This window comes from Kocuria sp. PD6 (assembly GCF_031844145.1).
In the GTDB taxonomy this organism is placed as follows: domain Bacteria; phylum Actinomycetota; class Actinomycetes; order Actinomycetales; family Micrococcaceae; genus Kocuria; species Kocuria marina.
The window spans coordinates 114,684-134,871 of the sequence record NZ_JAUZUS010000003.1; the positions used below are offsets into that span (position 1 = coordinate 114,684).

The window sequence follows — 20,188 nt, forward strand, 5'->3', positions numbered from 1 at the left end:
GCGCCGCTGTTCTTCCCGAACAGCGGCGCCGTCGTCGTGTGCTTCCACGCTGCGTCGAGCGCCCCGCCCATTGCTGCGGGATCACGTGGGCGGGGCCCCCGTTGCACGGGAGTCGGCGGGCGGATTACTCCGGGGTGTCCACCGTGGTGGGGTTGAGGACCCGGGAGAGGAACGTGCGGGTGCGCTCGTGCTGGGGTGAGCCGATGACCTCGCGGGCGGGGCCCTGTTCCACGACTACGCCGCCGTCCATGAACACCACGCGGTCGGCGACGTCGCGTGCGAAGGACATCTCGTGGGTCACCACGAGCATGGTCATCCCGTCATCCGCGAGTTGGCGCATGATCGCGAGGACGTCGCCCACGGTCTCGGGATCGAGAGCGGAGGTGGGCTCGTCGAACAACATCAGATCGGGGTCCATGGACAGCGCCCGGGCGATCGCCACGCGCTGCTGCTGACCGCCGGAGAGCTGGGTGGGCCGCTGGCCGGCCTTGGCCTCCAGACCCACGCGTTCCAGGTTCGCCAGGGCGATGCGCTTGGCCTCCTCCTTGGAGCGCTTGAGCACCTTGACCTGGGACACCGTGCAGTTCTCGAGCACGCTCAGGTGGGGGAACAGGTTGAACTGCTGGAACACCATGCCCACGCGGCGGCGCATGGCGTCCACGTCCAGATCTGGGTCCGTGACCGTGAACCCGCCCACGGAAATGGTCCCGGACTGCGGGGACTCCAGGAGGTTGAGGCAGCGCAACAGGGTGGACTTGCCGGAACCGGAGGGCCCGATCAGACACACGACCTCACCTGTGGCCACGTCCAGATCGATCCCGCGCAGCACCTCGAGGTCCCCGTAGGACTTGTGCAGCTCGCGCACGTGCACCGCGGCGGAACCGGAGTGGCCCCGGTCGGACGCGGCAGCGGCGTCGTCGGAGGACGCTCGAGATACACCCGGGGGCCGGGCAGCGGAACGGCCCGGACCGGTCGCGGCAGAGCTGGGACCTGCAGTAGAGGCGGCGTCGTGCTGGGAACCCCGGGCGGGATCCGCCCCGGGGGTCGCCGACGGGTCGGAGGATGCGGGATCGGGGGAGGCTGCGGAAGTGGACACTGGGAGCTCCTAGGACTTCTTGACCCGGTCGGTCTTGGTTTCGAAGTGGCGGGACAGAAGCCCCAGCGGCACGGTGATGATCAGGTAGCAGATGCCGGCCACGACGAGCGGGGTCAGCCCGGCACCGGCGTCGGAGATGCCTTCGCGGCCGAACTTGGTGAGTTCGTACTGCTGCACGCCCATGCCCAGCAGATAGACCAGGGAAGAGTCCTTGGTCAGCAGGATGACCTCGTTGGTCAGCGGCGGCAGGACGATGCGCAGGGCCTGGGGGATCACGATCGTGACCATGGCGCGGGTGTGGGACATGCCCAGGGAGCGGGCAGCCTCGTACTGCCCCGGGGGCACGGCCTGCAGACCTGCGCGGAGGGACTCGGCGATGTACGCGGCGGCGACCACGCCGAGCGCGATCATCACGGTCACGTAGTGGTTGAAGCGGAAGCCGAAGGCCAGGGGGATGCCGTAGCCCAGGGCCAGGAACACGAGCAGCGCGGGCACGCCGCGGAAGAACTCAATGTAGAGGGTCGCGATCCACCGGTAGGGCGCCACGGAGGAGAGCTTCATGAGCGCGAGGACCACACCCAGGGTCAGGCCCACCACGAAGCCCAGGACCGTGTAGATCAGGGTGTTCTTCAGCGCCACGGTGATGATCCCGGGGAACTGGTTCAGTGCGACCTCGGGGTTGAACACGCGCTGGTAGAGCACGTTCCAGTCCGCGAGGAACACGAGTGCTACCAGTACGACGACGAGTACGGCGTACTGGATGCCCCGCGACAGCTTGGCGCGCTGCCGGGTGGTCATGGCCATGGATGTCTCCCTGTCCGTGGGTTGCCCACATATGCGTGCCGGGCGGTGTCACACCGCCCGGCACGGATGTCCTGCTCTCGGGGAGTGGAGCCTACAGGCCCATCCACTCCTTCTTCATCTTGTCCATGGTGCCGTCGCTCGTGATGCGGTCCAGGGTCTTGTTCACGGAGTCGAGGATCTCGGTGTTGCCCTTCTTCACGGCCACGCCCAGGTTCTCGTTGGTGTCCACGGTCTGCACGACCTCGAGGTCCGGGTTGTCCTTCGCGCGCTTGGACAGCGTGGAGATGTTCCCGGACACGGCCTGCACGCCACCGGACTCGAGGGACTGGAACATGAGCTCCACGTCCTCGAACTGCTGGGTCTTCAGGTGCTTGTCCTTGGCGAACTGCTCACCGGAGGTGGCCTGCTGTACGCCCACGGTCTTGTCCCCCACGGAGTCGAAGTCGCGGATCCCGGAATCCTTGGTGGTCAGCAGGGCGATCTGGTCGTTGAAGTACGGCTTGGAGAAGTCCACGGACTGCTTGCGGGCGTCCGTGATGGTGATCCCGGAAATGGCGGCGTCGCACTGGTCGGTGTCCAGCGCCGCTCCGGACTCGAGGGTCTCGAAGTTCGCCTGCACCACGTTCTTCTCCCGGCCCAGGTCCTTGGCGATCTCGTCCCCCAGAGACATGTCGAAGCCCACGATCTTGCCGTCCTTCTCGAACTCGAACGGCGGGTACGGAGAGTTGGTGCACACGGTGAACGTGTCGGAGCCACCGGCCTGGGAGCCGCCCCCGGAGGTCGATTCACAACCGGTCAGTGCCAAGCCTGCGGCGGAGAGGACGGCGAGCGCGGGAACGAGTCGGCGCAGGGTTGACATGTGTGCTCCTCGGGGAGATGTGGGGTTCCGGGTGAAACTCGTGGCGATTTTACTACGGGGTGCCCGGATCGGCCCGGAATCCCTTTACTCCCGGTCCCACCGTGCGGGCAGGGACTCGAGCATGGGGCGCAGTTTCGCCCAGGTCTCGGCGAGCTCGGCGCGCGGATCGGATTCGGCCACGATCCCGCAGCCGGCGCTCACGCGCGCCCGGTGCGCGTCCAGCTGCACGGCGCCGCGCAGGGCGATGCCCCACTCGCCGTTACCCGCGCCGTCGAGCCAGCCCACAGGGCCGGCGTAGAGCCCACGGTCCATGCGTTCGAGGTCCTCGATCACGGCCCCGGCGGTCTCGGTGGGCGTCCCGCACACCGCGGCGGTCGGGTGGACGGCCTCCGCGAGTTCGAGGGCCGAGGGCAGGGTCCCGTCCACGCCCGCACGCAATTGCGCGGTGACGTCCGACGCGAGATGCCACACGTTCGGCAGCGCCAGGATGAAGGGGTGCTCGCCGCCGGAGACCTCATCCGCGTACGGGGACAGCCCCGTGATCAGAGAGTCCACGGCGAAGCGGTGTTCGCGCTGTTGCTTCTCGGACCCGCCCAGCTCGGTACCGGCGAAGTCCTCGGGGTTGGCGCCGTCCGGCAGGTCCTGGCGGTCCAGGGTCCCGGCGAGCACACGGGCCGTGGCGGTGCCGCGATGCACCCGGATGAGCATCTCGGGGGTCGCGCCGAGCAACCGGCCCGCACCCTCCCCGTCGTCCGGGCCCTCCTGCTCGGAGCCTTCCTGCTCCGGGCCCAGGCGCACGCAGTACGTCCAGCACGTGGCGAAGCGTTCGCTCAACCGCCCCAGCACCGCACCGAGTTCGATGGGCCGCCCGGTGTCCACGACCACGTCCCGCGCGAGCACGAGCTTGTCGAGCTCCCCCGCGCGGATCATCCCCACGCCGTCCGCGACGGCCTCCATCCAGCGCTGTTCGTCCAGGGTCCCGGGCACGGCCGTGGGGTACGACGACGCCGCTGCGTCCGGTTCCTCAGGCCGCGCCACCGCGGGTGCGGCGCGCACGAGGCGACGCCACGCGGCGTCGACGTCCTCGACCGTGGGTTCGGACGGTCCGGTGGAGATCAGGGTGAGCCACGCGCCATGGGCGTCGGTGCCGATCACGAGCTCGGGGACCATGAGCCCGGAGTCCACCGTGGAGGACGGCGCGAACGCGAACGCCCCGAAGGCCAGCAAACCGGTGCCGGGGCGCTGCACGGAGTCATGCACGGTCGCGTCCTGGCGAAGCTCGTCCCACCACACGCGCGCGGAGGTGAACCGGGTCCCGCCCCGCACGCGGTAGGCCGCCACGCGACCGAGGCCGACGATTCCCTTGCCGCGCATGATCCACGTGGCCGGGTCCGCGCTGCCCAGCAACCGCCGGACGTCCGGGTTGCGGGCGAACTCCGCGGCCGCGGGAACTTCGGACAGGGGAAGGGTGAGCGCACTCAGGCGGGGTGCGGGGAACTCGGGTGTCATCGTCCTCAAGCATAGGACGCGCGCGTGGGCGCGGCGGTGTCGGTCGGGTGGGACCGGGACCGGCCCGGCTTCCTGCCGAGTCCGCGGGCGGAGCGACGACGGCGGGCACGGTGTACATGGCGAGGCCCGCGCCACCGCACGGATGGCGGCGGCCGCGACGACGGCGGGGACAGCGGCGTCGGCGGGCGATGACACAATGGGCGGGTGGTCCGTCCAGCACGCGGGCGCGCCGACATCACAAGGAAGAACACAGGAAGCGGAGGGCCGCGGCGCAGTGAAGGTCTTGATCAGCGGGGGAGGCCCCGCCGGTGCCACGGCGGCGTACTGGTTGGCGAGCCAGGGGATCGCGGTGACCGTGCTCGAGAAGAGCGGCTACCCGCGGGAGAAGGTGTGCGGGGACGGCCTCACGCCGCGGGCCGTGCGCCAGATGCAGCTCATGGGCTTGCCGCACGGCGCCGCGGAGGGTTATAAGGCCAACAAGGGACTGCGACTCGTGGCGTCCGGGCGCACCGTGGAGGTCCCGTGGCCCGAACTGACCGATTTCCCGTCCTACGGACTCGTGCGCACGCGCGCGGGTTTCGACGAGGACCTCGTGCGGCACGCCCGGCGTGCCGGTGCGCACGTGATCGAGCACCGCACGGTGCGGGACGTGCTTCGTGATGACACCGGGCGGATCGTGGGCGTGCAGGCAGCCGTGATGGACCCGGCGACTGGGCGACGCACCTCCGAGACGGAGGAGCACCGCGCGGATCTCGTGCTCGCCGCGGACGGCAACTCAACCCGCACCGCCGTGGCCGCGGGTCTGCACCGGCGCACGGATCGGCCCCTGGGCGTGGCCGTGCGCACGTACTACCGTTCCCCGCGCTCGGAGCTCGACTGGATGGAGGGGTGGCTCGAACTCGCGGACGGCACGGACCCCGAGCGCTCCCTGCTGCCCGGCTACGGCTGGGTCTTCGGTGTGGGGGACGGCACCGCGAACGTGGGCCTGGGCATCCTGGACACCTCGCCCGCGTTCGGCAAGCTCGACTACCGCGCGGTGCTGCGTGACTGGGCCGCGTCCATGCCCGCCGAGTGGACCTTCGACCCGGAGCACCAGGTGGGCCGGGTGGGTTCGGCCGCGCTGCCCATGGCCGGCAACCGCACCCCGCACTACGTTCCCGGGCTCATGCTGCTCGGGGACTCCGCGGGGCTCGTGTCCCCGTTCAACGGGGAGGGGATCTCCAACGCCATGGAGTCCGCGCTGTTCGCGGCGTCGTGCATCGTGGACGCCGCCGAGGCCAACGGGCCCCAGCAACGGGAGAACGCGCTCGCCCGCTACCCGCAGCTCGTGCGAGCCGAATGGGGGGCCCATTTCACGCAGGGCCGGGCGCTCGCCGAGCTCATCGGCCACCCGGCGATCCTCACCGCGGCCCTACGGGCGGGGATGAGTGTCCCGGCCATGATGCGCTTCGCGGTGCGGGTCATGACGGAACTGTCGGACCGGCCCGCCCGGACTGTGACCGATCGCGCGATCGCGGTGCTGGACGCACTGACCCCCGCGAGCTGAATTGTCGATAGAGTGGTGGATCGTGACTGACCCCAGCCGCCCGAATGATTCCCTGCGCTTGCCCGAAGGGTTCGAGCTCATCGCCCAGGACTCCCGCCTGGGCCCGCTCATGCTGCGCAGCCTCGATCGGATCGAGCAGCGGCTGGCAGAGTCCGTGCACTCCGCGGACCGGATCGCGGACGTCACGGCCCGGCACCTGCTCGACGCCGGCGGTAAACGGGTGCGGCCCCTCCTCACGCTGCTCGCGGCGGAAGTGGCCGGTGAGGTCACGGACGAGGTCATCGAGGCCGCCGCGGTCGTGGAACTGACCCACCTGGCCTCCCTCTACCACGACGACGTCATGGACTCCGCCCCCATGCGCCGGGGCGTGCAGACCGCGCACACGGTGTGGGGCAACACCGTGGCCATCCTCACCGGGGACATGATTTTCGCGCGTGCCTCCGCCATGGTCTCCGCCCTGGGCCAGGAACCCCTCATGATCCAGGCGACCACGTTCGAGCGCCTGGTGATCGGGCAGCTGCAGGAGACCACCGGTCCCGCCCCGGACGAGGATCCCGTGGCCCACTACATCAAGGTGCTCTCCGGTAAGACCGGTTCGTTGATCGCCGCGAGCGGTCAGTACGGCGCCCTGCTGGGCGGGGGGCCCCGCTCCGTGGTGGATCTCATGGTCGTCTACGGCGAGAAGGTAGGACTCGCGTTCCAGCTCGCGGACGACATCATCGACCTCACCGGCCACCCGGACGTCTCCGGCAAGATACGCGGTACGGATCTGCGCGAGGGCGTGGACACCCTCCCGGTCCTGCTGTTGCGCCGCGACGCCGCCGGCTCCGACCCGGCCGCCGCGGCCTCCGCGCGCGAGCTGCTCGAGCTCGTGGACGGGGACCTGTCCGACGACGCCGCCCTGGCCCGCGCCGTCGAGGCCGTGTCCGAGCACCCCGCGGCTGCGGAGGCGTGGCAGATCGCCAACGACTGGGCGGACGAGGCCATCGCGGCCCTCGAACCGCTCGACGATTCCGTGGCCAAAGCGGCACTGATCGAATTCGCGCACGGCGTGGTGCATCGCAGGGGCTGAGTTCTCAGTAAGCTTGGCGCATCCGTAATCCACTTGCGCGCCATGAGGGCTTCCGCGTGCGCGCCGATGGGATTCGTCCCGCGTGAGGTTCATCCATGTCCACAGACACGACACGTGGTCGCGCCGCGAAGGAAGCATTTTCCGGGCGCACCATGTTCATCTTCGCCGCCATCGGCTCCGCCGTGGGGCTCGGCAACATCTGGCGGTTCCCGTACGTCGCGTTCGACAACGGCGGCGGCGCCTTCATCATCCCCTACCTGGTGGCCCTGCTGACCGCCGGTATCCCGCTGCTCATGCTCGACTACGCGGTGGGTCACCGCTACCGCGGGTCCGCCCCGCTGTCCTTCCGACGGCTGCACCACAAACTCGAGGCCATCGGGTGGTGGCAGCTGGCCATCTGCGTGGTGATCGCCGTGTACTACGCCCTGATCATCGGATGGGCCATGCAGTACACCGTGTTCTCGTTCAGCAAGGCGTGGGGGGACGACCCCGCGACCTTCTTCATGAGCGACTACATGCGGGTCTCGGACGAGGTCACGATCGGCTTCGACTTCATCTGGCCGGTGTTCATCACCACGGCCATCGCGTGGCTCGTGCTGCTGATCGTGCTGATGATGGGCGTGCAGAACGGGATCGGGAAGATCAACGTGGTGTTGATCCCGCTGCTCGTGGTCATGTTCTTGATCATGGTGGGCATGGCCCTGACGCTGCCGGGTGCCGCCGCGGGTCTGGATGCCCTGTTCACCCCGTCCTGGTCCGCACTGGGTGATTCCTCCGTGTGGGTCGCGGCCTACGGGCAGATCTTCTTCTCCCTCTCGGTGGGTTTCGGCATCATGGTCACCTACGCGTCCTACCTCAAGCCCCGCTCGGACCTCTCCGGCTCCGCGCTCGTGGTCGGTTTCGCGAACTCGTCCTTCGAGATCCTCGCCGGTATCGGCGTGTTCGCAGCACTCGGCTTCATGGCCTCGGCCTCGGGGACGGAAGTCGCCGACGTCGCGACGTCCGGGATCGGTCTCGCGTTCATCGCCTTCCCGGCCATCATCTCCCAGGCCCCGTTCGGCACGCTGATCGGTGTGCTGTTCTTCGGTGCCCTGGCGTTCGCCGGGTTCACGTCCCTGATCTCCATCGTGGAGGTCATCGTGGCCGGTTTCCGCGACAAGCTCGGGCTCTCGCGCCCCGCGGCCGTGGCCATCGTGGTCATCCCGCTCGCCGCGATCTCCCTGTTGTTCTTCCCCACGACCACGGGGCTGAACCTGTTGGACGTCGTGGACGCGTTCGTGAACAACTTCGGCATCGTGGCCGCGGCCCTGGTGTCCGTGCTGTTGCTCACCGCGGGCTTCTCGGCGCTGCCCACGCTGCGTGACCACATCAACTCGGTCTCGTCCTTCAAGCTCGGGCGCACGTGGATGATCATGGTGGGCGGTGTGACCCCGGTGATCCTGGGCTACATCCTCATCGACCAGCTCACCGAGACCGTGTCCCAGGGCTACAACGACATGCCGCAGTGGTTCGTGAACACGTTCGGGTGGGGGATGGCCGTGGCCCTGATCGTCATTGCCTACCTGCTGTCCCGACTGCCCTGGTCCCGGCGCACCGCGGAGGCCTTCACGAGCCCCGCCCCCGCCATCCAGGACGCCTACGTGGACCGCGGCACCCTCGCGCGCCACAAGCCCCTGTCCCACTACCAGGACACCGCGACCCGCACCCCCGCACTGGGCCAGGACTTCTCCCTGCGCGCCATCGAGGACGGGACCGTGGTGCAGCGCCAGGCCCCGTGGGCGCACGCCGGATCGGGTCACACCGACCCTGTCGGCGACGCCGCGGGCCGGTCGTCCGCCCAGGTCCAGTCCCGCCGCTCGGAAGGAGAACTCTCATGAGCACCATTTCCGTCGTCATGATGATCGTGGCCATGGTCACCGTGTGGGGTGGGCTGTTGCTCGCCCTGATCAACATCAAGCGCTCGCCCGAGGAGGTCGACGAGCTCGACACCCCGTCGGAGGGCCCCCGTGAGGACGCCGCGCACCGCGCGGCCACCGACGGTGACCCGGAATCCCGGGTGAACGCCGGCGCGGCTCCCGAGTCGCGGATCTGATTCACGCGGTCCCATGAGAGAAGGCCACCCCTGGCCAGGGGTGGCCTTTTCTCGTTCCGGGCCCCGGGTGCGCGTAGCGGCGGGGGATCGGGTGCTTTCAGCGGCGGTGAGACCTGGTGCGCTCAGCGGCGGGGGAGACGGGGCGCGCGGGGTGCGCGGACGGCGTCGAGCACGAGCAGCACCACGGCGAGCCACACGAGGCCGAAACCGACCCAGCGCTCCGGGGGCATCTCCTCGTGGAAGACCAGGACGGCCAGGATGAACTGGCCGATCGGTGCGATGTACTGCAGCATGCCCACGGTGCTCAGGGGTAGCCGGGCGGCGGCGGCGCCGAACAGCAGGAGCGGAACAGCGGTGATCACGCCGGAGGACAGCAGCAACAGGAAATGCCCGGTGCCCTCGGAGGTCAGGGTGATCTGTCCCTGGGCGCCCAGCAGCGCGACCGCCACGAGCGCGAGCGGCGTGATCATGGCGGTCTCCCCGGTGAGGGTGATCAGCGCGGGATAGCGCGAGCCCACGCGGGACTTGACCAGGCCGTAGAAGCCGAACGTGAAGGCGAGGCCCAGTGAGAGCCACGGCACCGCGCCGTAGAACACGGCCATGATCACCACGGCCAGCGCACCCACGGCGATCGCGGTCCACTGCAGGGGGCGCAGCTTCTCGTGCAGCACCAGGACACCCAGCAGGATGGCCACGAGCGGGTTGATGAAGTACCCCAGGGACGCCTCGAGGGTGTGCCCCGTGGTCGTGGCGACCGTGTACAGCAACCAGTTCCCGGCGATCAGCACACCGGCCACCGTGAGCGCGAGCACCGCCGAGCCGTCCCGCAACAACCGGATGAACCGGCCCACGGAGCGGGTCACGGCCAGCATCAGCAGACAGACCACCAGGGAGAAGACGATGCGCAGGGCCACGATCTCGTACGCCGTGGCCGGGGCCAGGACCACGAAGTACAGGGGCAGCAACCCCCAGATCCCGTACGCGGCGAACCCGTAGCCGAAACCGGCCCGGGCCCTCTTCTGCTGGTGAGGGCCCGGGCCGGAAGTCGCGTTGTCAGTCACCGTCCGATCCTATCCCCGGTGACCGCCGCGTCGGTTCGCGATCAGAGGTCGAAGAAACGGCTCAGGAAACCGCGCTTCTTCTTGCCCTTCTTCTCCGCCTGCTCGTTGGTCTCGACCTTCTGGCCGTCCACCACGGCGGGGGCGGAGATGTCGTCCTCAGCAGCGCCGGGGCCGGCGACGGTCTCGCGGGCGACCACCGTCTCCTGCTCGGCCCGCTCGCCGGCCACGGTGTCCTCGGAGACGTCCCGCAGGACTGGCTGCTCCGTCGCGGGTTCGCTCGGTTCCGGCGCAGTGGGTTCGCGCGTGTCCCGCGCCGCGTCCTCGTCCTGCATCCCCGGTTGGGCCGCGGCGAACTCGGGGTCCGGGATCCGGGACATGGCCGTGGTGTTGGGGTGCGGGGAGGCCTGTGGGCCGGCGGTGGCCGCATCTCCGGAGGGACCGGGCAGCACCGTGGTCTCCACGCGACCCGGCTCGGCGGGTCCGGAGGTGGGTTCCTGGTCGAACGGGCGGTCCGGGTCCCGCACCTCGCTCGCGGGGACGGCCACGTCCCCCTCGGGCTGCTCGGGCTCGGGCGCCTCGATCTCCTCGCGGGACAGCTCGCTGGGCAGCGGCTCCTCCCGCTCGGACGTGGACGACGCCGCTGCGGCGGCTTCTTCACGCTCGCGCCGCTTGCGTTCGGCGGACTCCACGCGCTGCTGCTCACCGAGCTGCTCGGCCTGGGCCACCGCGGCACGGCGGTCCTCGAGCAGGGCCTCGCGGTGGGTCTGCGCCTGGTGTTCGAGCTCGCGCAGTTCGTCCTCGCCCACGGAGGGCTCAGCGGGTTCCACGCCCGTGATCTGGTGGTCGTCGAACCAGAAGCGCTGAGCGCCGTCGTGCACGGTGACCACACAGGTGGCGTCCGTGTCCCACTCCACGTGGGCGCCGCGCAGCTTGGCGTAGCTGGCTACGGCGAGGTTGTGGTCCACGGCGGTGCCCGTGGTCAGGGACTCCCCGATGACCTGCATCATGCGCTGCTCCGTGAGTCGGGGCAGCTCGAACTCGGGGCCGTCCAGCAGCAACCACGCCGTGATGTTGCCACCGGCGCGCGCGGGGTAGTGGGCGTAGAGACCCGTGACGGCCTTGGCGGCCAGGGTCAGCCGGCGGGCCAGACCGTCCTCGAGGGGCAGCTCGTCCGTGGTCAGCTCGGAGACCTCGTGACGCTCACCGGCCTGCTTGGCCTGCACGGCGGCGGAGACCACGCGCGGGTTGAAGTGCCCGAGTTCCTGCCACGACCACACGAAGGACCCGCGGGACGCCGATTCGGTGCCCAGCAGGTAGGGGGTCAGGGTGACGGGAGGCGTGGTTTGCAGGGTGAACGACGGCGCGGAAAAGTCCACGTCCCACTCCGCGCCCTGGGACAGTTCCGCCAGCACTGCCTGGTATTCGGTGGAAAGGAAGATCGACGCGTCGATCAACTCCTGCAAAGTTTTCGTCATGGTTCCAGGCTAACAACTGGCGAGGACGCCAGCGCGCCCCGGACGGCACGTCGGTGCCTGTGAGGCCCCTGTATCCGCCCGCGGCACGTACCCGACGACGACGCCGCGGCCGCACCGAGCGACGTCGTACCCCGCGGCCGTGTTGGGGCCTCGCACGCGAGCGGTTCGTTAGGCTGGGGGCGTGCGGCGCCCGGCAGCGACCGGGGGAGATCGCGCGATCTTACAGCGAGCGGACCCGTGGCTCACGGGTCGAAGGGACACCACACCATGACCTCTGAGCCTCGGCCCGAATCGACGACCTCCGCACCCGGTGAGCGTGAACTCGTGACACGGGTGGGCGAATGGGTGATGTCCGTCCTGCGCACGGAACCGGGCTGGGACACCATGCTCGTGGAGTTCAAGCCCCAGGGCGGGCGGGTCCATCTGCGGGTGGTCGAGAACAGGGACGGCTCCGTGATCCCCGGGGCGGCAGGGCCCATCAAGCAGGACAGCCCGGTGCTGGAGACGATCGCGCAACTGCAGCGCAGCTGCGCGGTGCCCGGGCGGGGGAGCTGGTTCACCGCGTCCGTGAGCATCGCCGCGAGCGGGTGGCCCGAGCCTACGCTGCACACGAGCGCGTCCTACAATTTCCGGGAGCTGCCCCGCCCCTACGCGGACGAGGGTGCCTACACGGGCCGGGACGTGCTGGCTCAGCTGACTGAGTTCCCGCGTACCCAGGAGCGCACGCCGCTGTGGGCCCTGGAACTGGCCGATGAGGCCGGGGTCGAGCTGCCGTTCGCACCGACCTCCGAGGACGACTCCCACGGGGACGTGCACCCCCGGTTGCGGGCGGCGGCCGAGGCGTTCACTCGCGAACCCGGGGAGCGGACCCTGGCCGGGGCCCTACGCGAGGCGTTGGCCGGGACCGTGCTGCTGGACATCTCCGGATCGGACCTGGTCCCGGGGGAGGACGGTCAGCCCGTGGGGCCGCAGTCCCACATCCGGGTCCAGGCGGTCGCCCAGCCCGACGGCGGTCGCGCACTGGCCGTGTATACGACCGCCGAGCAGGCCCGCGAGATGTTCACCCGCAGCAACAAGAACCCGGATCTGGCCGAACCCGTCCTGCTGCGCCAGCGCGCGAGCGCGATGATCGAGATGGTCGTGCAGGACACCCAGTACGACGAGATCGTGGTGGACCCGGCGTCCGAACACGCCCTGCGGATCCCCCGCCAGCAGATCGAGTGGGTGGGCCGCTCACCCCACAACGAGGCACTCAAGCAAGCGCTGCTGGACAATGCCATGGCGGACGTCCTGGGGGCCCTGCTCAATCCGAACGGCCACCTCATGCTCGGCACCCGGGACGAGGGGGATAACGCGATCCCGGTCATGGTCCAACCCTCCGAGGAGGGCGCCGCACCGGACACCCTGCTGGTCTTCACGTCCGCGGCGGAGGTGGCCGCCCTCGACCCGGCGCTCACGGTGCGCTCGGCCCCGTCCCGGAAGATCCTGGAGTTCGCGCTCGAATCGGGTGCGGCGGCCATCTGCCTCAATGCCATGGCCCCCGTGGCCACCCTGCCCACGGCGCAGCTGCGGGAGATGCTGGAGCTCGTCACGCAGCGAGAACAGGGCGGTACCTCGCAGCCTCGCGACTGAGAGGTCGGTGGGTCGGAATTGCGGCGCATCTCGTCCGCAGTTTCCACACCCGCGGGGCGTGTCCGGGGGTGCGCCAGGGCTGTATGTCAGGGGCCGCGCGTCAGGGAGCCGGTGTCAGAGCGTGGCTCAGCGGGCCTCGGTCGCGCTCGCCGCGAGCTCTTCCTGGCAGCGGGGGCACACACCCCGGTAGACGACCTCCGCGGCTAGCAGCTCGAAGCCGTGGTCCTGGGACGGCGTGAGGCATGGGGCATGGCCCACGGCGCACGGCACGTCCTGGACCACTCCGCAGCGCACGCAGTACGCATGGTGGTGGTTGTCCCCGGTGCGGATCTCGTAGCGCGCGGGGGATCCGGGCGGCTCGAACTTGGACACCATCCCGATCGCCGCGAGGTCCGCGAGGACCACGTAGACGGACTGGACGGACATGTTGGGCAGCACGGAGCGGACCTGCTGCACGGTGTCCTCGGCGGTGGCGTGTGGAACCGCGGACACGGCGTCCAACACGGCAAGACGTTGTCTGGTGACCCTGCGCCCGTGCGAGCGCAGATGCGAGGTCCACGCATCCCGCGACGGGTGCGGTGCAGCCTGAACGGTGGTCTCCATGGGGTCCATTCTATTCTTATTCTGAGCCACTCACAATAGTTGCACTCACGGCGCTCCCGCGCTGTCAACGCCGCCGTCCCCGCCGACATGCCCCCCCGCGGCCCCGGGTCACCGCCGTGGTGCGCTCGCGGCCCGCCCGCCGCGTGGGGCCGTCGTGGTCCGGGACGGGCCCGCGGAAGGCCGCGGGCAGCGGCGTCGTCATCCGTGGCGGGACCCGCGAAAAAAGTTTTCGGATCTCGCGTCATGATTTCCGATCCCGTGCGTCTACGTAGTGGATCCCGCGCGGGCTGCGCGGGATCCCGGACGGTCCGATCGCTCTGGGACCGGCGAACCGGTGCCGCGATCACCACGGGGACACATCGCGCGGCACGCGGCGGGTGAGAGCGTCTCTTTGTCGGACGGGCTGTCCGGCGCGGGGGAGGGAGGTGGCACTAGGAGACGGGGGCGGGACCGGCGTGGGGGCGCCGGTCCCGCCCCCGGCCATGACCGGGCCGGCGCGGTGACTGCGGGAACGCGGGGGAGGGGCGGGGTCGCGGAATGCCGCGCAGCGCCCGCGGCTGTCACAATGGAGGTACCGAGTTACTTCCAGTGGGCAGAGAGCGCCATGTCACACAGAGCAGTTCCCGGCACCGGGGACCACCCGGGCCAGGGCGGCCAACGCATCAGCGACGAACACCTGTTACGCGCGGTCCGCGAGGGTGACTCGCATGCCTTCGCCACGCTCTACGAACGGCACCGCGGGGCGGCGCTGGCCGTGGCCCGCATGCATTCCCGCAACGAACCGGAAGCGGAGGACCTCGTCTCCGAGGCGTTCACGCGCGTGTTCGCGCTGCTCAAGGAGGGCAAGGGCCCCCGGGAGTTCCTGCGCGCCTACCTCGTTACGGCCGTGTCCCGGCTCGCTGCGGACCGCGCCAACGAGCTGAGCCGCACGCGTCCCGTGGACCCCCAGCCGGACGGGCCGCTGGATCGTGTGCAACTGTTCGAGGACACCGTAGTGCGCCAGGCGGACTCCGTGGTGGTGGCCCGCGCGTTCGCGTCCCTGCCAGAGCGCTGGCAGGAAGTGCTGTGGTACCTCGAGATCGAGGGGCGCAAGCCGCGTCAGGTGGCCTCCGCCGTGGGCATTCAACCCAACGCGGTCTCCGCGCTGGGCACGCGCGCACGGGAGGGACTCCGCACCGCCTACATGCAGGAACACGTCTCGGCGCGGGCCCTCGAGGACTGCGGCGAGTATTCACGACAGCTCGGTGCGTTCGCGCGCGGTTCCCTGACCCCGCCGCGCACCAAGGTCGTGCAGGAACACCTGGACCGCTGTCCCCGCTGCACCGCCGAGTACCTGCAGCTCCAGGACCTCGGGATCGGGATGCGGGGTTGGCTCCTGCCCGTCCTGGCCGGGCTTCCGTTGTGGGCCGGTGCGGGCGGTCGGCTCGTGGACGCGCTCGCCGGCACGTCCCTGGCGGGCTTCGGGGGTGCCGCGTCCCAGGCTCCGGGAGTCGCGGGGATCCCGGCTTTCGACGGCGCGGTGGGGAGCGCCACCGCAGCGTCCGGGGGTCCGGGTGCCGGCGGCTCCGGGGCCGGCGCGGGCGCCTCGTCCGGGGCCGTGGCGGCAGGGCAGTCCACGGGGATTGCTGCGTTCGCATCGTCCGGTATGGGCCTGGCGATCGCCGCGGTCGGCGTCCTGGTTGCGGCCGCCGCGGCCGTGGGGATCGTGGCCGTGTCCAACTCGCCGGACGATCCCTCGGGCGGTGCGCCCGCCGTCGCAGTCCCCCCGGATGTGAACTCTTCCGACGGCGACGCCGCTGCGTCCGGCGCCCGCGGTTCTTCCGAGACACCCGCAGCCGGTCGCGACGACGATGCGGACGGCAGTGATTCCCGCGATGGGGATTCCGCCGGTCGGGACTCGTACGGCGGTGCCGCCGATGGTGGAGATTCCGCGTCCGTTGCTCAGGGGGACTCGGGCGGTTCCGACGGTGGGGGGGCCGTGGCCCTCGGCGATTCCGACGCGTCCCGCCCCAAGCAGGCCCGCGAGGACGTCCCCCAGGGACAAGGCACGGACGGCCAGGCCGGCCGCAATCAGGGTGACTCGCAAGGTCGCTGGCCGGGCGGTGCGCCACTGCCCGGGGACCCGGGTGCGCCGGGCAACGGAGCGGGCGGTGCGACGTCGTCCTCTGCCCCCGACCTCGGCACCGATCCGGACGTCCCGCCCACGCCGTCGCCGAGCCCGCCCCCGGGTGACGCGGACCCGGGAGGGAACCCCGCGGACCCGGGCGAGGGACCCTCCCCCGCGCCGTCGGACGCTACGCAAACACCGGTCCCGTCCCCCTCGACGGGGGTGGCACCACCGCCCCCGACGACCACGGACCCCGGCTGCGAGGTGTCGCTCGGACTGGGAGGGTGGGAGATCATCTGCCTCGACGGGCTGCCCCCGCTGCCCACATTTCCCCCATTGCCCGCGCCGCCGTTGCCGCCGTCCGCATTGGTACCGTCGGTATCCCTCAACATTTTCTTGCCCCGCTAGACCCCACAGGAGAACACTGAATGCACCGCCATTACAACGGACTGAAGACCGTGCTGCTGTTGGGCGGTATGTGGGTGGTGTTGCTGGCGATCGGCTGGATCATCGCCGGGGCCACGCGCAGCTCGTTCTTCATCATCCTGTTCGCGGTGATCGGGCTGATCGGTACCGCATACAGCTACTGGAACTCGGACAAGCTCGCCATCCGGTCCATGCGAGCGGTGCCCGTGAGCCCGCAACAGGCACCGGCCATGTACCGGATCGTGGAGGAGCTCTCCCGCCGGGCGGAGCAGCCCATGCCGCGGCTGTACATCGCGCCCACCATGAGCCCCAATGCGTTCGCCACCGGACGCAACCCGGACAACGCCGCGGTGTGTTGCACCGAGGGGATCCTGCAGATGCTCGACGAACGCGAGCTGCGCGCGGTGCTCGGCCACGAACTCATGCACGTGTACAACAGGGACATCCTGACCTCGTCCGTGGCGGCCGCGGTGGCGGGACTCATCACGTCCGCCGCGCAGGTGCTGCAGTTCGCGGCCATCTTCGGCGGCGGGCGCGGTGACGACAACCGCGGTGGCAACATGCTCGTGGGATTGCTCATGGCGTTCCTCGCACCCGTCGCGGCCACCGTGATCCAGCTCGCCATCTCCCGCACGCGCGAGTACGACGCCGACGAGGACGGCGCCAAGCTCACCGGCGACCCCCTTGCGCTCGCCTCGGCACTGCGCAAGATCGAGGGCGGCGCGTCCCAGCGGCCCATGAACCCGGAGGACCAGAAGGTGGTCAACACGTCCCACCTGATGATCGCCAACCCGTTCCGCGGCGGTGCGGTCTCCGGCCTGTTCCGCACCCACCCCTCCACCGATGACCGCGTGCAGCGGCTGCAGAACATGGCGCGCAACGGCGGGTTCTACGGCCGCTGACGCGGCGTTCGGGTTTCGACGTCGCGGTGGGCGTCGCGTGCGACCGGCCCGTCGCGTCGTCCCACGACTGCGGCCCGCGTGTCCGCCGTGGTGCCCGGGGGGGGCGAACCCCGTACGGAAGAAGCCGTGATCCCCGCTCGGGGCTCACGGCTTCCTGGTCTGCGGATGCCGACCGGCGTGTGACGGGCGTGGGGCCGACGCGGTGCTGGCGCAGCGCCGGGGCCGGGTCACGTCAGCGGTAGTTCACGAACTGCAGGTCGACCTCCACGTCCGATCCCTTGAGTAGCGCGATCACGTCCTGCAGGTCGTCACGGGACTTGGACGAGACGCGCAGTTCATCACCCTGGATGGTGGCCTTGACACCCTTGGGGCCCTCGTCACGGATGAGCTTGGTGATCTTCTTGGCCTGGTCCTGGGCGATGCCCTCCTTGATAGAGCACTCGATGCGGTACTCCTTGCCGGAGGCGTAGGGCTCACCGTCGTCCAGGGACTTCAGGGAGATCCCGCGCTTGACCAGCTTGGACTGGAAGACGTCCAGGACGGCCTGGGCACGCTCCTCCGAATTGGCCTTGATCAGGATCTTCTCGCCGGAGAAGTCGATATCCGCGCCCACCCCGCGGAAGTCGTAGCGCTGGGCCACTTCCTTCTGGGCCTGGTTCAGGGCGTTGGACACTTCCTGCTTGTCGACCTTGCTGACCACGTCGAATGATGATTCCGAAGCCACGGTTGTCCTCCTGGGTATGTTGGGTGCGTGATGTCACCCACCAGCCTAATTGCCCGCGATGAGCGCATTCGTGCCGGAACAGGGCGGATCGGTGGTGATCGGGCTCCCCGCGCAGTTCGTGGTCACCCGCGTGGGGGCACCGATGTCACGCTCCCGGCCGTTCAGGGGTTCTGGGGGCACCCGCGCTGATTTGGGGGACGGGGGGTGTGCTGTGTAATGTTGAGGTGCTCCCGCACGGCGGGGGTGCAATGCGCTTTGTGCGCTCTCGGCAGGTTACCCGAGCGGCCAAAGGGGGCTGACTGTAAATCAGCTGGCACTGCCTACGGGGGTTCGAATCCCTCACCTGCCACTCACGGGGATGAGCGATCATCCCGAAGGGGCTCCCCGGATGACATGATCCGGGGAGCCCCTTCTTTCGTCCTAGGGCCCTGCTGCAGTCGCGACTTCCCTGCCAAGCTCTGCCGCGCCCTGCTCCGCGGCTCATCCGCCCTCTGTGCCGACCGCATCGAATTCCTCGTGGAGCACAAGCAGCTGAGGGCGCCCATTTCTGTTTTAGCTCAGTAAAAGCCGCAGGATGGGGCATGATGTGTCGGGGCGGAGCCCATGGATGTGGGCAGCGGGGTGGGTGGCAGGTGCGGGAGTTCCGAGCAGCACGGGTGGGCTCAGCGCAGCGCCGGGAGGACCTCTCGACCGAGCAGTTCCACGGTCCGCAGCGCCGCGTCGTGGGGCAGGCCGTTCACGTCCACGCGCACGAGCACCCGATCCAGCTCCAACGTCTCGCGCATGGCCCGCAGTTTGGTGACGACGTCGCTCACACCGCCCACGAGCAGCGCACCCTCCGGCCCGCACTGTTCGCGGAACTCCTCCGGTGTCCACGCGGGGTCGTCGGCGCTTGCGGCGCCGAAGGTTCTCGTGCTGGCGGCGAAGTGCGGATAGGCGAGGGTGAGGGCGTCGGGGGAACGGGCGGCGTCGTCGTCGGACACCACGAGGCCCGGCAGCAGCAGGCCCACCGCGCCGCGCGTGGAGTGCTTGAAGCCGCGCAGCGCCTCCCGGTACGCCTTGACGTACGGCACGAGCTGGTCCCAGCGGCCTTCCATGACGTTGAGCATCACGCCGATCCCGTGTCCCGCGGCCCGCAGCACCGAACGCGGCGAGCCCGACGACGCCGCCCACACCGTCTCGCGCGTCCCGCCCACGGGCGGTGGCAGGGTGACGCCCGCGGCCTCGGGACGGTGGACGCCCGCGAGATCGGTGGGGCCGGGGGCGAGCAGCTCGAGCAGCTGGTCCAGGCGTTCCTCGAAGATCTGCTCCTGGTCGAGCGGATCCACACCGAACAGCCGCAGATCCCGGTCGGTCCCGCCCTGGCCGGCCACGAGCTCGGCGCGGCCACCGGAGACCGTGCCCAGGCTGCGCAACTGCTCGGCCACGCGCACGGGATCCACGGTGGTTAGGACGGAGGCGGCAGCGCACAGGGTGACGCGCGGGGCGTGGGAGCTCAGGGCGGCCAGCAGCTGCAACGGATCCGGGTTGACGTGCTCCGCCCCGTGGCCCTCACCGACGGCCACGATGTCCAGGCCCACCCGGTCCGCGGTGCGGGCCAACTCGGTGAGCTGCAGGAACCCCTCCCGCGGACTGGGAAGCTCACCCGTGTCAGGGTGGGGAGCGCGTTCCCCCCACGTGGCGATACCGAGTCTGAAGGTCACGGGTGGCTCCTCACGGGTGATTCCTGGGAATGCTGACGGCGCGGCGCCCAGGGCGTTCCTTGTGCCCGCAGTGAACGTTCTGGAGCTCGGCGGAACGGGGTCCTACGCTGGTTTCATGGCTACTGTAGACATCACCCAAGACACCCTGGGCCAGACCATTTCTGACAACGACATCGTGTTGCTGGACTGGTGGGCGGACTGGTGCGGACCGTGCAAGCAGTTCGCACCCACCTACGAGGCCGCCTCCGAGAACAACCCCGAGATCGTATTCGGCAAGGTGGACACCGAGGCCGAGCAGGGCCTGGCCGCCGCCGCCCAGATCTCCTCGATCCCCACGCTCATGGCGTTCCGCGAGGGCATCATGGTGTTCTCGCAGCCCGGCGCGCTTCCCGCATCCTCGCTCGAGCAGGTCATCGACGCCGTCAAGAACCTGGACATGAACGAGGTCCGCGCGGAGGTCGAGAAGCAGGCCGCCGAGGCGGAGACCGGCGCCGCGGGGGATCAGCAGAACTGATCCTGAGTTCCACGGCGTATGTAGACCCGGTAGTGGCGCGCACTTCTCGTCATACACAGATGA

General features: G+C 69.9%; 17 protein-coding genes and 1 tRNA gene. 9 read left to right on the plus strand and 9 right to left on the minus strand.

What is annotated here, in order from left to right:
* Positions 1–124 precede the first annotated feature (124 nt).
* The 4 genes from Q9R22_RS03555 to Q9R22_RS03570 all read right to left on the minus strand — a co-directional run bounded on the left by Q9R22_RS03555 (position 125) and on the right by Q9R22_RS03570 (position 4,268).
* Positions 125–871: an amino acid ABC transporter ATP-binding protein gene (locus Q9R22_RS03555; protein WP_064846722.1), complete on the minus strand. Its 747-nt coding sequence runs from the start codon at positions 869–871 to the stop codon at positions 125–127.
* A gap of 234 nt (positions 872–1,105) precedes the next feature.
* Positions 1,106–1,900, minus strand: a complete 795-nt coding sequence (locus Q9R22_RS03560) for an amino acid ABC transporter permease (protein WP_064846689.1) — start codon at positions 1,898–1,900, stop codon at positions 1,106–1,108.
* Positions 1,901–1,991: 91 nt separating this feature from the next.
* On the minus strand, positions 1,992–2,759 hold the full coding sequence (locus Q9R22_RS03565; RefSeq protein WP_064846690.1) for an ABC transporter substrate-binding protein: 768 nt from the start codon (positions 2,757–2,759) through the stop codon (positions 1,992–1,994).
* Positions 2,760–2,843: 84 nt separating this feature from the next.
* Positions 2,844–4,268 carry an isochorismate synthase MenF gene (locus Q9R22_RS03570; RefSeq protein ID WP_098054813.1) on the minus strand — a complete coding sequence of 475 codons (1,425 nt, stop codon included), beginning with the start codon at positions 4,266–4,268 and terminating at the stop codon, positions 2,844–2,846.
* Between the two features lie 274 nt (positions 4,269–4,542).
* Here Q9R22_RS03570 and Q9R22_RS03575 point away from each other — a divergent pair, with 274 nt between their 5' ends.
* The 4 genes from Q9R22_RS03575 to Q9R22_RS03590 all read left to right on the plus strand — a co-directional run bounded on the left by Q9R22_RS03575 (position 4,543) and on the right by Q9R22_RS03590 (position 8,978).
* Positions 4,543–5,814, plus strand: a complete 1,272-nt coding sequence (locus Q9R22_RS03575; protein ID WP_311254069.1) for a geranylgeranyl reductase family protein — start codon at positions 4,543–4,545, stop codon at positions 5,812–5,814.
* Positions 5,815–5,923: 109 nt separating this feature from the next.
* Positions 5,924–6,886 (plus strand): polyprenyl synthetase family protein, encoded by a 963-nt coding sequence (locus Q9R22_RS03580; protein WP_085108442.1) that lies wholly within the window; start codon positions 5,924–5,926, stop codon positions 6,884–6,886.
* Positions 6,887–6,981: 95 nt separating this feature from the next.
* Entirely contained in the window at positions 6,982–8,763 is a 1,782-nt protein-coding gene (locus Q9R22_RS03585; protein WP_311254070.1) for a sodium-dependent transporter, read from the plus strand.
* On the plus strand, positions 8,760–8,978 hold the full coding sequence (locus Q9R22_RS03590; protein WP_131332425.1) for a methionine/alanine import family NSS transporter small subunit: 219 nt from the start codon (positions 8,760–8,762) through the stop codon (positions 8,976–8,978). Before Q9R22_RS03585 ends, Q9R22_RS03590 begins: the two co-directional genes overlap by 4 nt.
* Positions 8,979–9,100: 122 nt before the next feature.
* Here the strand turns inward: Q9R22_RS03590 and rarD are convergent, their stop codons facing one another.
* Positions 9,101–10,039 carry an EamA family transporter RarD gene (gene rarD / locus Q9R22_RS03595; protein WP_131332426.1) on the minus strand — a complete coding sequence of 313 codons (939 nt, stop codon included), beginning with the start codon at positions 10,037–10,039 and terminating at the stop codon, positions 9,101–9,103.
* Positions 10,040–10,080: 41 nt separating this feature from the next.
* Complete coding sequence (locus tag Q9R22_RS03600) at positions 10,081–11,514, minus strand: DUF6882 domain-containing protein (RefSeq protein WP_131332427.1); 1,434 nt, start codon at positions 11,512–11,514, stop codon at positions 10,081–10,083.
* A gap of 267 nt (positions 11,515–11,781) precedes the next feature.
* Here Q9R22_RS03600 and Q9R22_RS03605 point away from each other — a divergent pair, with 267 nt between their 5' ends.
* Positions 11,782–13,146 (plus strand): SseB family protein, encoded by a 1,365-nt coding sequence (locus Q9R22_RS03605; RefSeq protein ID WP_131332428.1) that lies wholly within the window; start codon positions 11,782–11,784, stop codon positions 13,144–13,146.
* Between the two features lie 126 nt (positions 13,147–13,272).
* Here Q9R22_RS03605 and Q9R22_RS03610 read toward each other — a convergent pair whose 3' ends face one another.
* Complete coding sequence (locus Q9R22_RS03610) at positions 13,273–13,749, minus strand: Fur family transcriptional regulator (protein ID WP_064846699.1); 477 nt, start codon at positions 13,747–13,749, stop codon at positions 13,273–13,275.
* Positions 13,750–14,353: 604 nt separating this feature from the next.
* Here Q9R22_RS03610 and Q9R22_RS03615 point away from each other — a divergent pair.
* Together Q9R22_RS03615 and htpX are read left to right on the plus strand one after the other, a co-directional pair.
* Positions 14,354–16,264, plus strand: coding sequence for a sigma-70 family RNA polymerase sigma factor (locus Q9R22_RS03615; protein WP_165489769.1), 1,911 nt, complete (start codon positions 14,354–14,356; stop codon positions 16,262–16,264).
* Between the two features lie 20 nt (positions 16,265–16,284).
* Positions 16,285–17,184, plus strand: coding sequence for a zinc metalloprotease HtpX (gene htpX / locus Q9R22_RS03620; protein ID WP_035960103.1), 900 nt, complete (start codon positions 16,285–16,287; stop codon positions 17,182–17,184).
* Between the two features lie 232 nt (positions 17,185–17,416).
* Here the strand turns inward: htpX and Q9R22_RS03625 are convergent, their stop codons facing one another.
* Positions 17,417–17,908, minus strand: a complete 492-nt coding sequence (locus Q9R22_RS03625) for a YajQ family cyclic di-GMP-binding protein (RefSeq protein ID WP_035960096.1) — start codon at positions 17,906–17,908, stop codon at positions 17,417–17,419.
* A 267-nt stretch (positions 17,909–18,175) separates the two neighbouring features.
* On the opposite strand from Q9R22_RS03625, the gene Q9R22_RS03630 reads away from it, so the two are divergent.
* Positions 18,176–18,257: transfer RNA gene (locus Q9R22_RS03630), tRNA-Tyr, on the plus strand.
* Between the two features lie 313 nt (positions 18,258–18,570).
* Here the strand turns inward: Q9R22_RS03630 and Q9R22_RS03635 are convergent.
* Positions 18,571–19,611, minus strand: a complete 1,041-nt coding sequence (locus Q9R22_RS03635) for an LLM class flavin-dependent oxidoreductase (protein ID WP_165489770.1) — start codon at positions 19,609–19,611, stop codon at positions 18,571–18,573.
* A gap of 115 nt (positions 19,612–19,726) precedes the next feature.
* On the opposite strand from Q9R22_RS03635, the gene Q9R22_RS03640 reads away from it, so the two are divergent.
* On the plus strand, positions 19,727–20,125 hold the full coding sequence (locus Q9R22_RS03640) for a co-chaperone YbbN (RefSeq protein ID WP_064846723.1): 399 nt from the start codon (positions 19,727–19,729) through the stop codon (positions 20,123–20,125).
* Positions 20,126–20,188 lie beyond the last annotated feature (63 nt).

What these genes read in the sequence shown, in the direction of transcription:
- Q9R22_RS03640 (WP_064846723.1), top strand. Translation starts at nt 19,727, where the DNA reads ATGGCTACTGTAGACATCACCCAAGACACCCTGGGCCAGACCATTTCT.
- htpX (WP_035960103.1), top strand. Translation starts at nt 16,285, where the DNA reads ATGCACCGCCATTACAACGGACTGAAGACCGTGCTGCTGTTGGGCGGT.
- Q9R22_RS03610 (WP_064846699.1), bottom strand. Translation starts at nt 13,749, where the DNA reads ATGGAGACCACCGTTCAGGCTGCACCGCACCCGTCGCGGGATGCGTGG.
- Q9R22_RS03590 (WP_131332425.1), top strand. Translation starts at nt 8,760, where the DNA reads ATGAGCACCATTTCCGTCGTCATGATGATCGTGGCCATGGTCACCGTG.
- Q9R22_RS03570 (WP_098054813.1), bottom strand. Translation starts at nt 4,268, where the DNA reads ATGACACCCGAGTTCCCCGCACCCCGCCTGAGTGCGCTCACCCTTCCC.
- Q9R22_RS03615 (WP_165489769.1), top strand. Translation starts at nt 14,354, where the DNA reads ATGTCACACAGAGCAGTTCCCGGCACCGGGGACCACCCGGGCCAGGGC.
- Q9R22_RS03565 (WP_064846690.1), bottom strand. Translation starts at nt 2,759, where the DNA reads ATGTCAACCCTGCGCCGACTCGTTCCCGCGCTCGCCGTCCTCTCCGCC.
- Q9R22_RS03605 (WP_131332428.1), top strand. Translation starts at nt 11,782, where the DNA reads ATGACCTCTGAGCCTCGGCCCGAATCGACGACCTCCGCACCCGGTGAG.
- Q9R22_RS03600 (WP_131332427.1), bottom strand. Translation starts at nt 11,514, where the DNA reads ATGACGAAAACTTTGCAGGAGTTGATCGACGCGTCGATCTTCCTTTCC.
- Q9R22_RS03585 (WP_311254070.1), top strand. Translation starts at nt 6,982, where the DNA reads ATGTCCACAGACACGACACGTGGTCGCGCCGCGAAGGAAGCATTTTCC.
- Q9R22_RS03560 (WP_064846689.1), bottom strand. Translation starts at nt 1,900, where the DNA reads ATGGCCATGACCACCCGGCAGCGCGCCAAGCTGTCGCGGGGCATCCAG.
- Q9R22_RS03580 (WP_085108442.1), top strand. Translation starts at nt 5,924, where the DNA reads ATGCTGCGCAGCCTCGATCGGATCGAGCAGCGGCTGGCAGAGTCCGTG.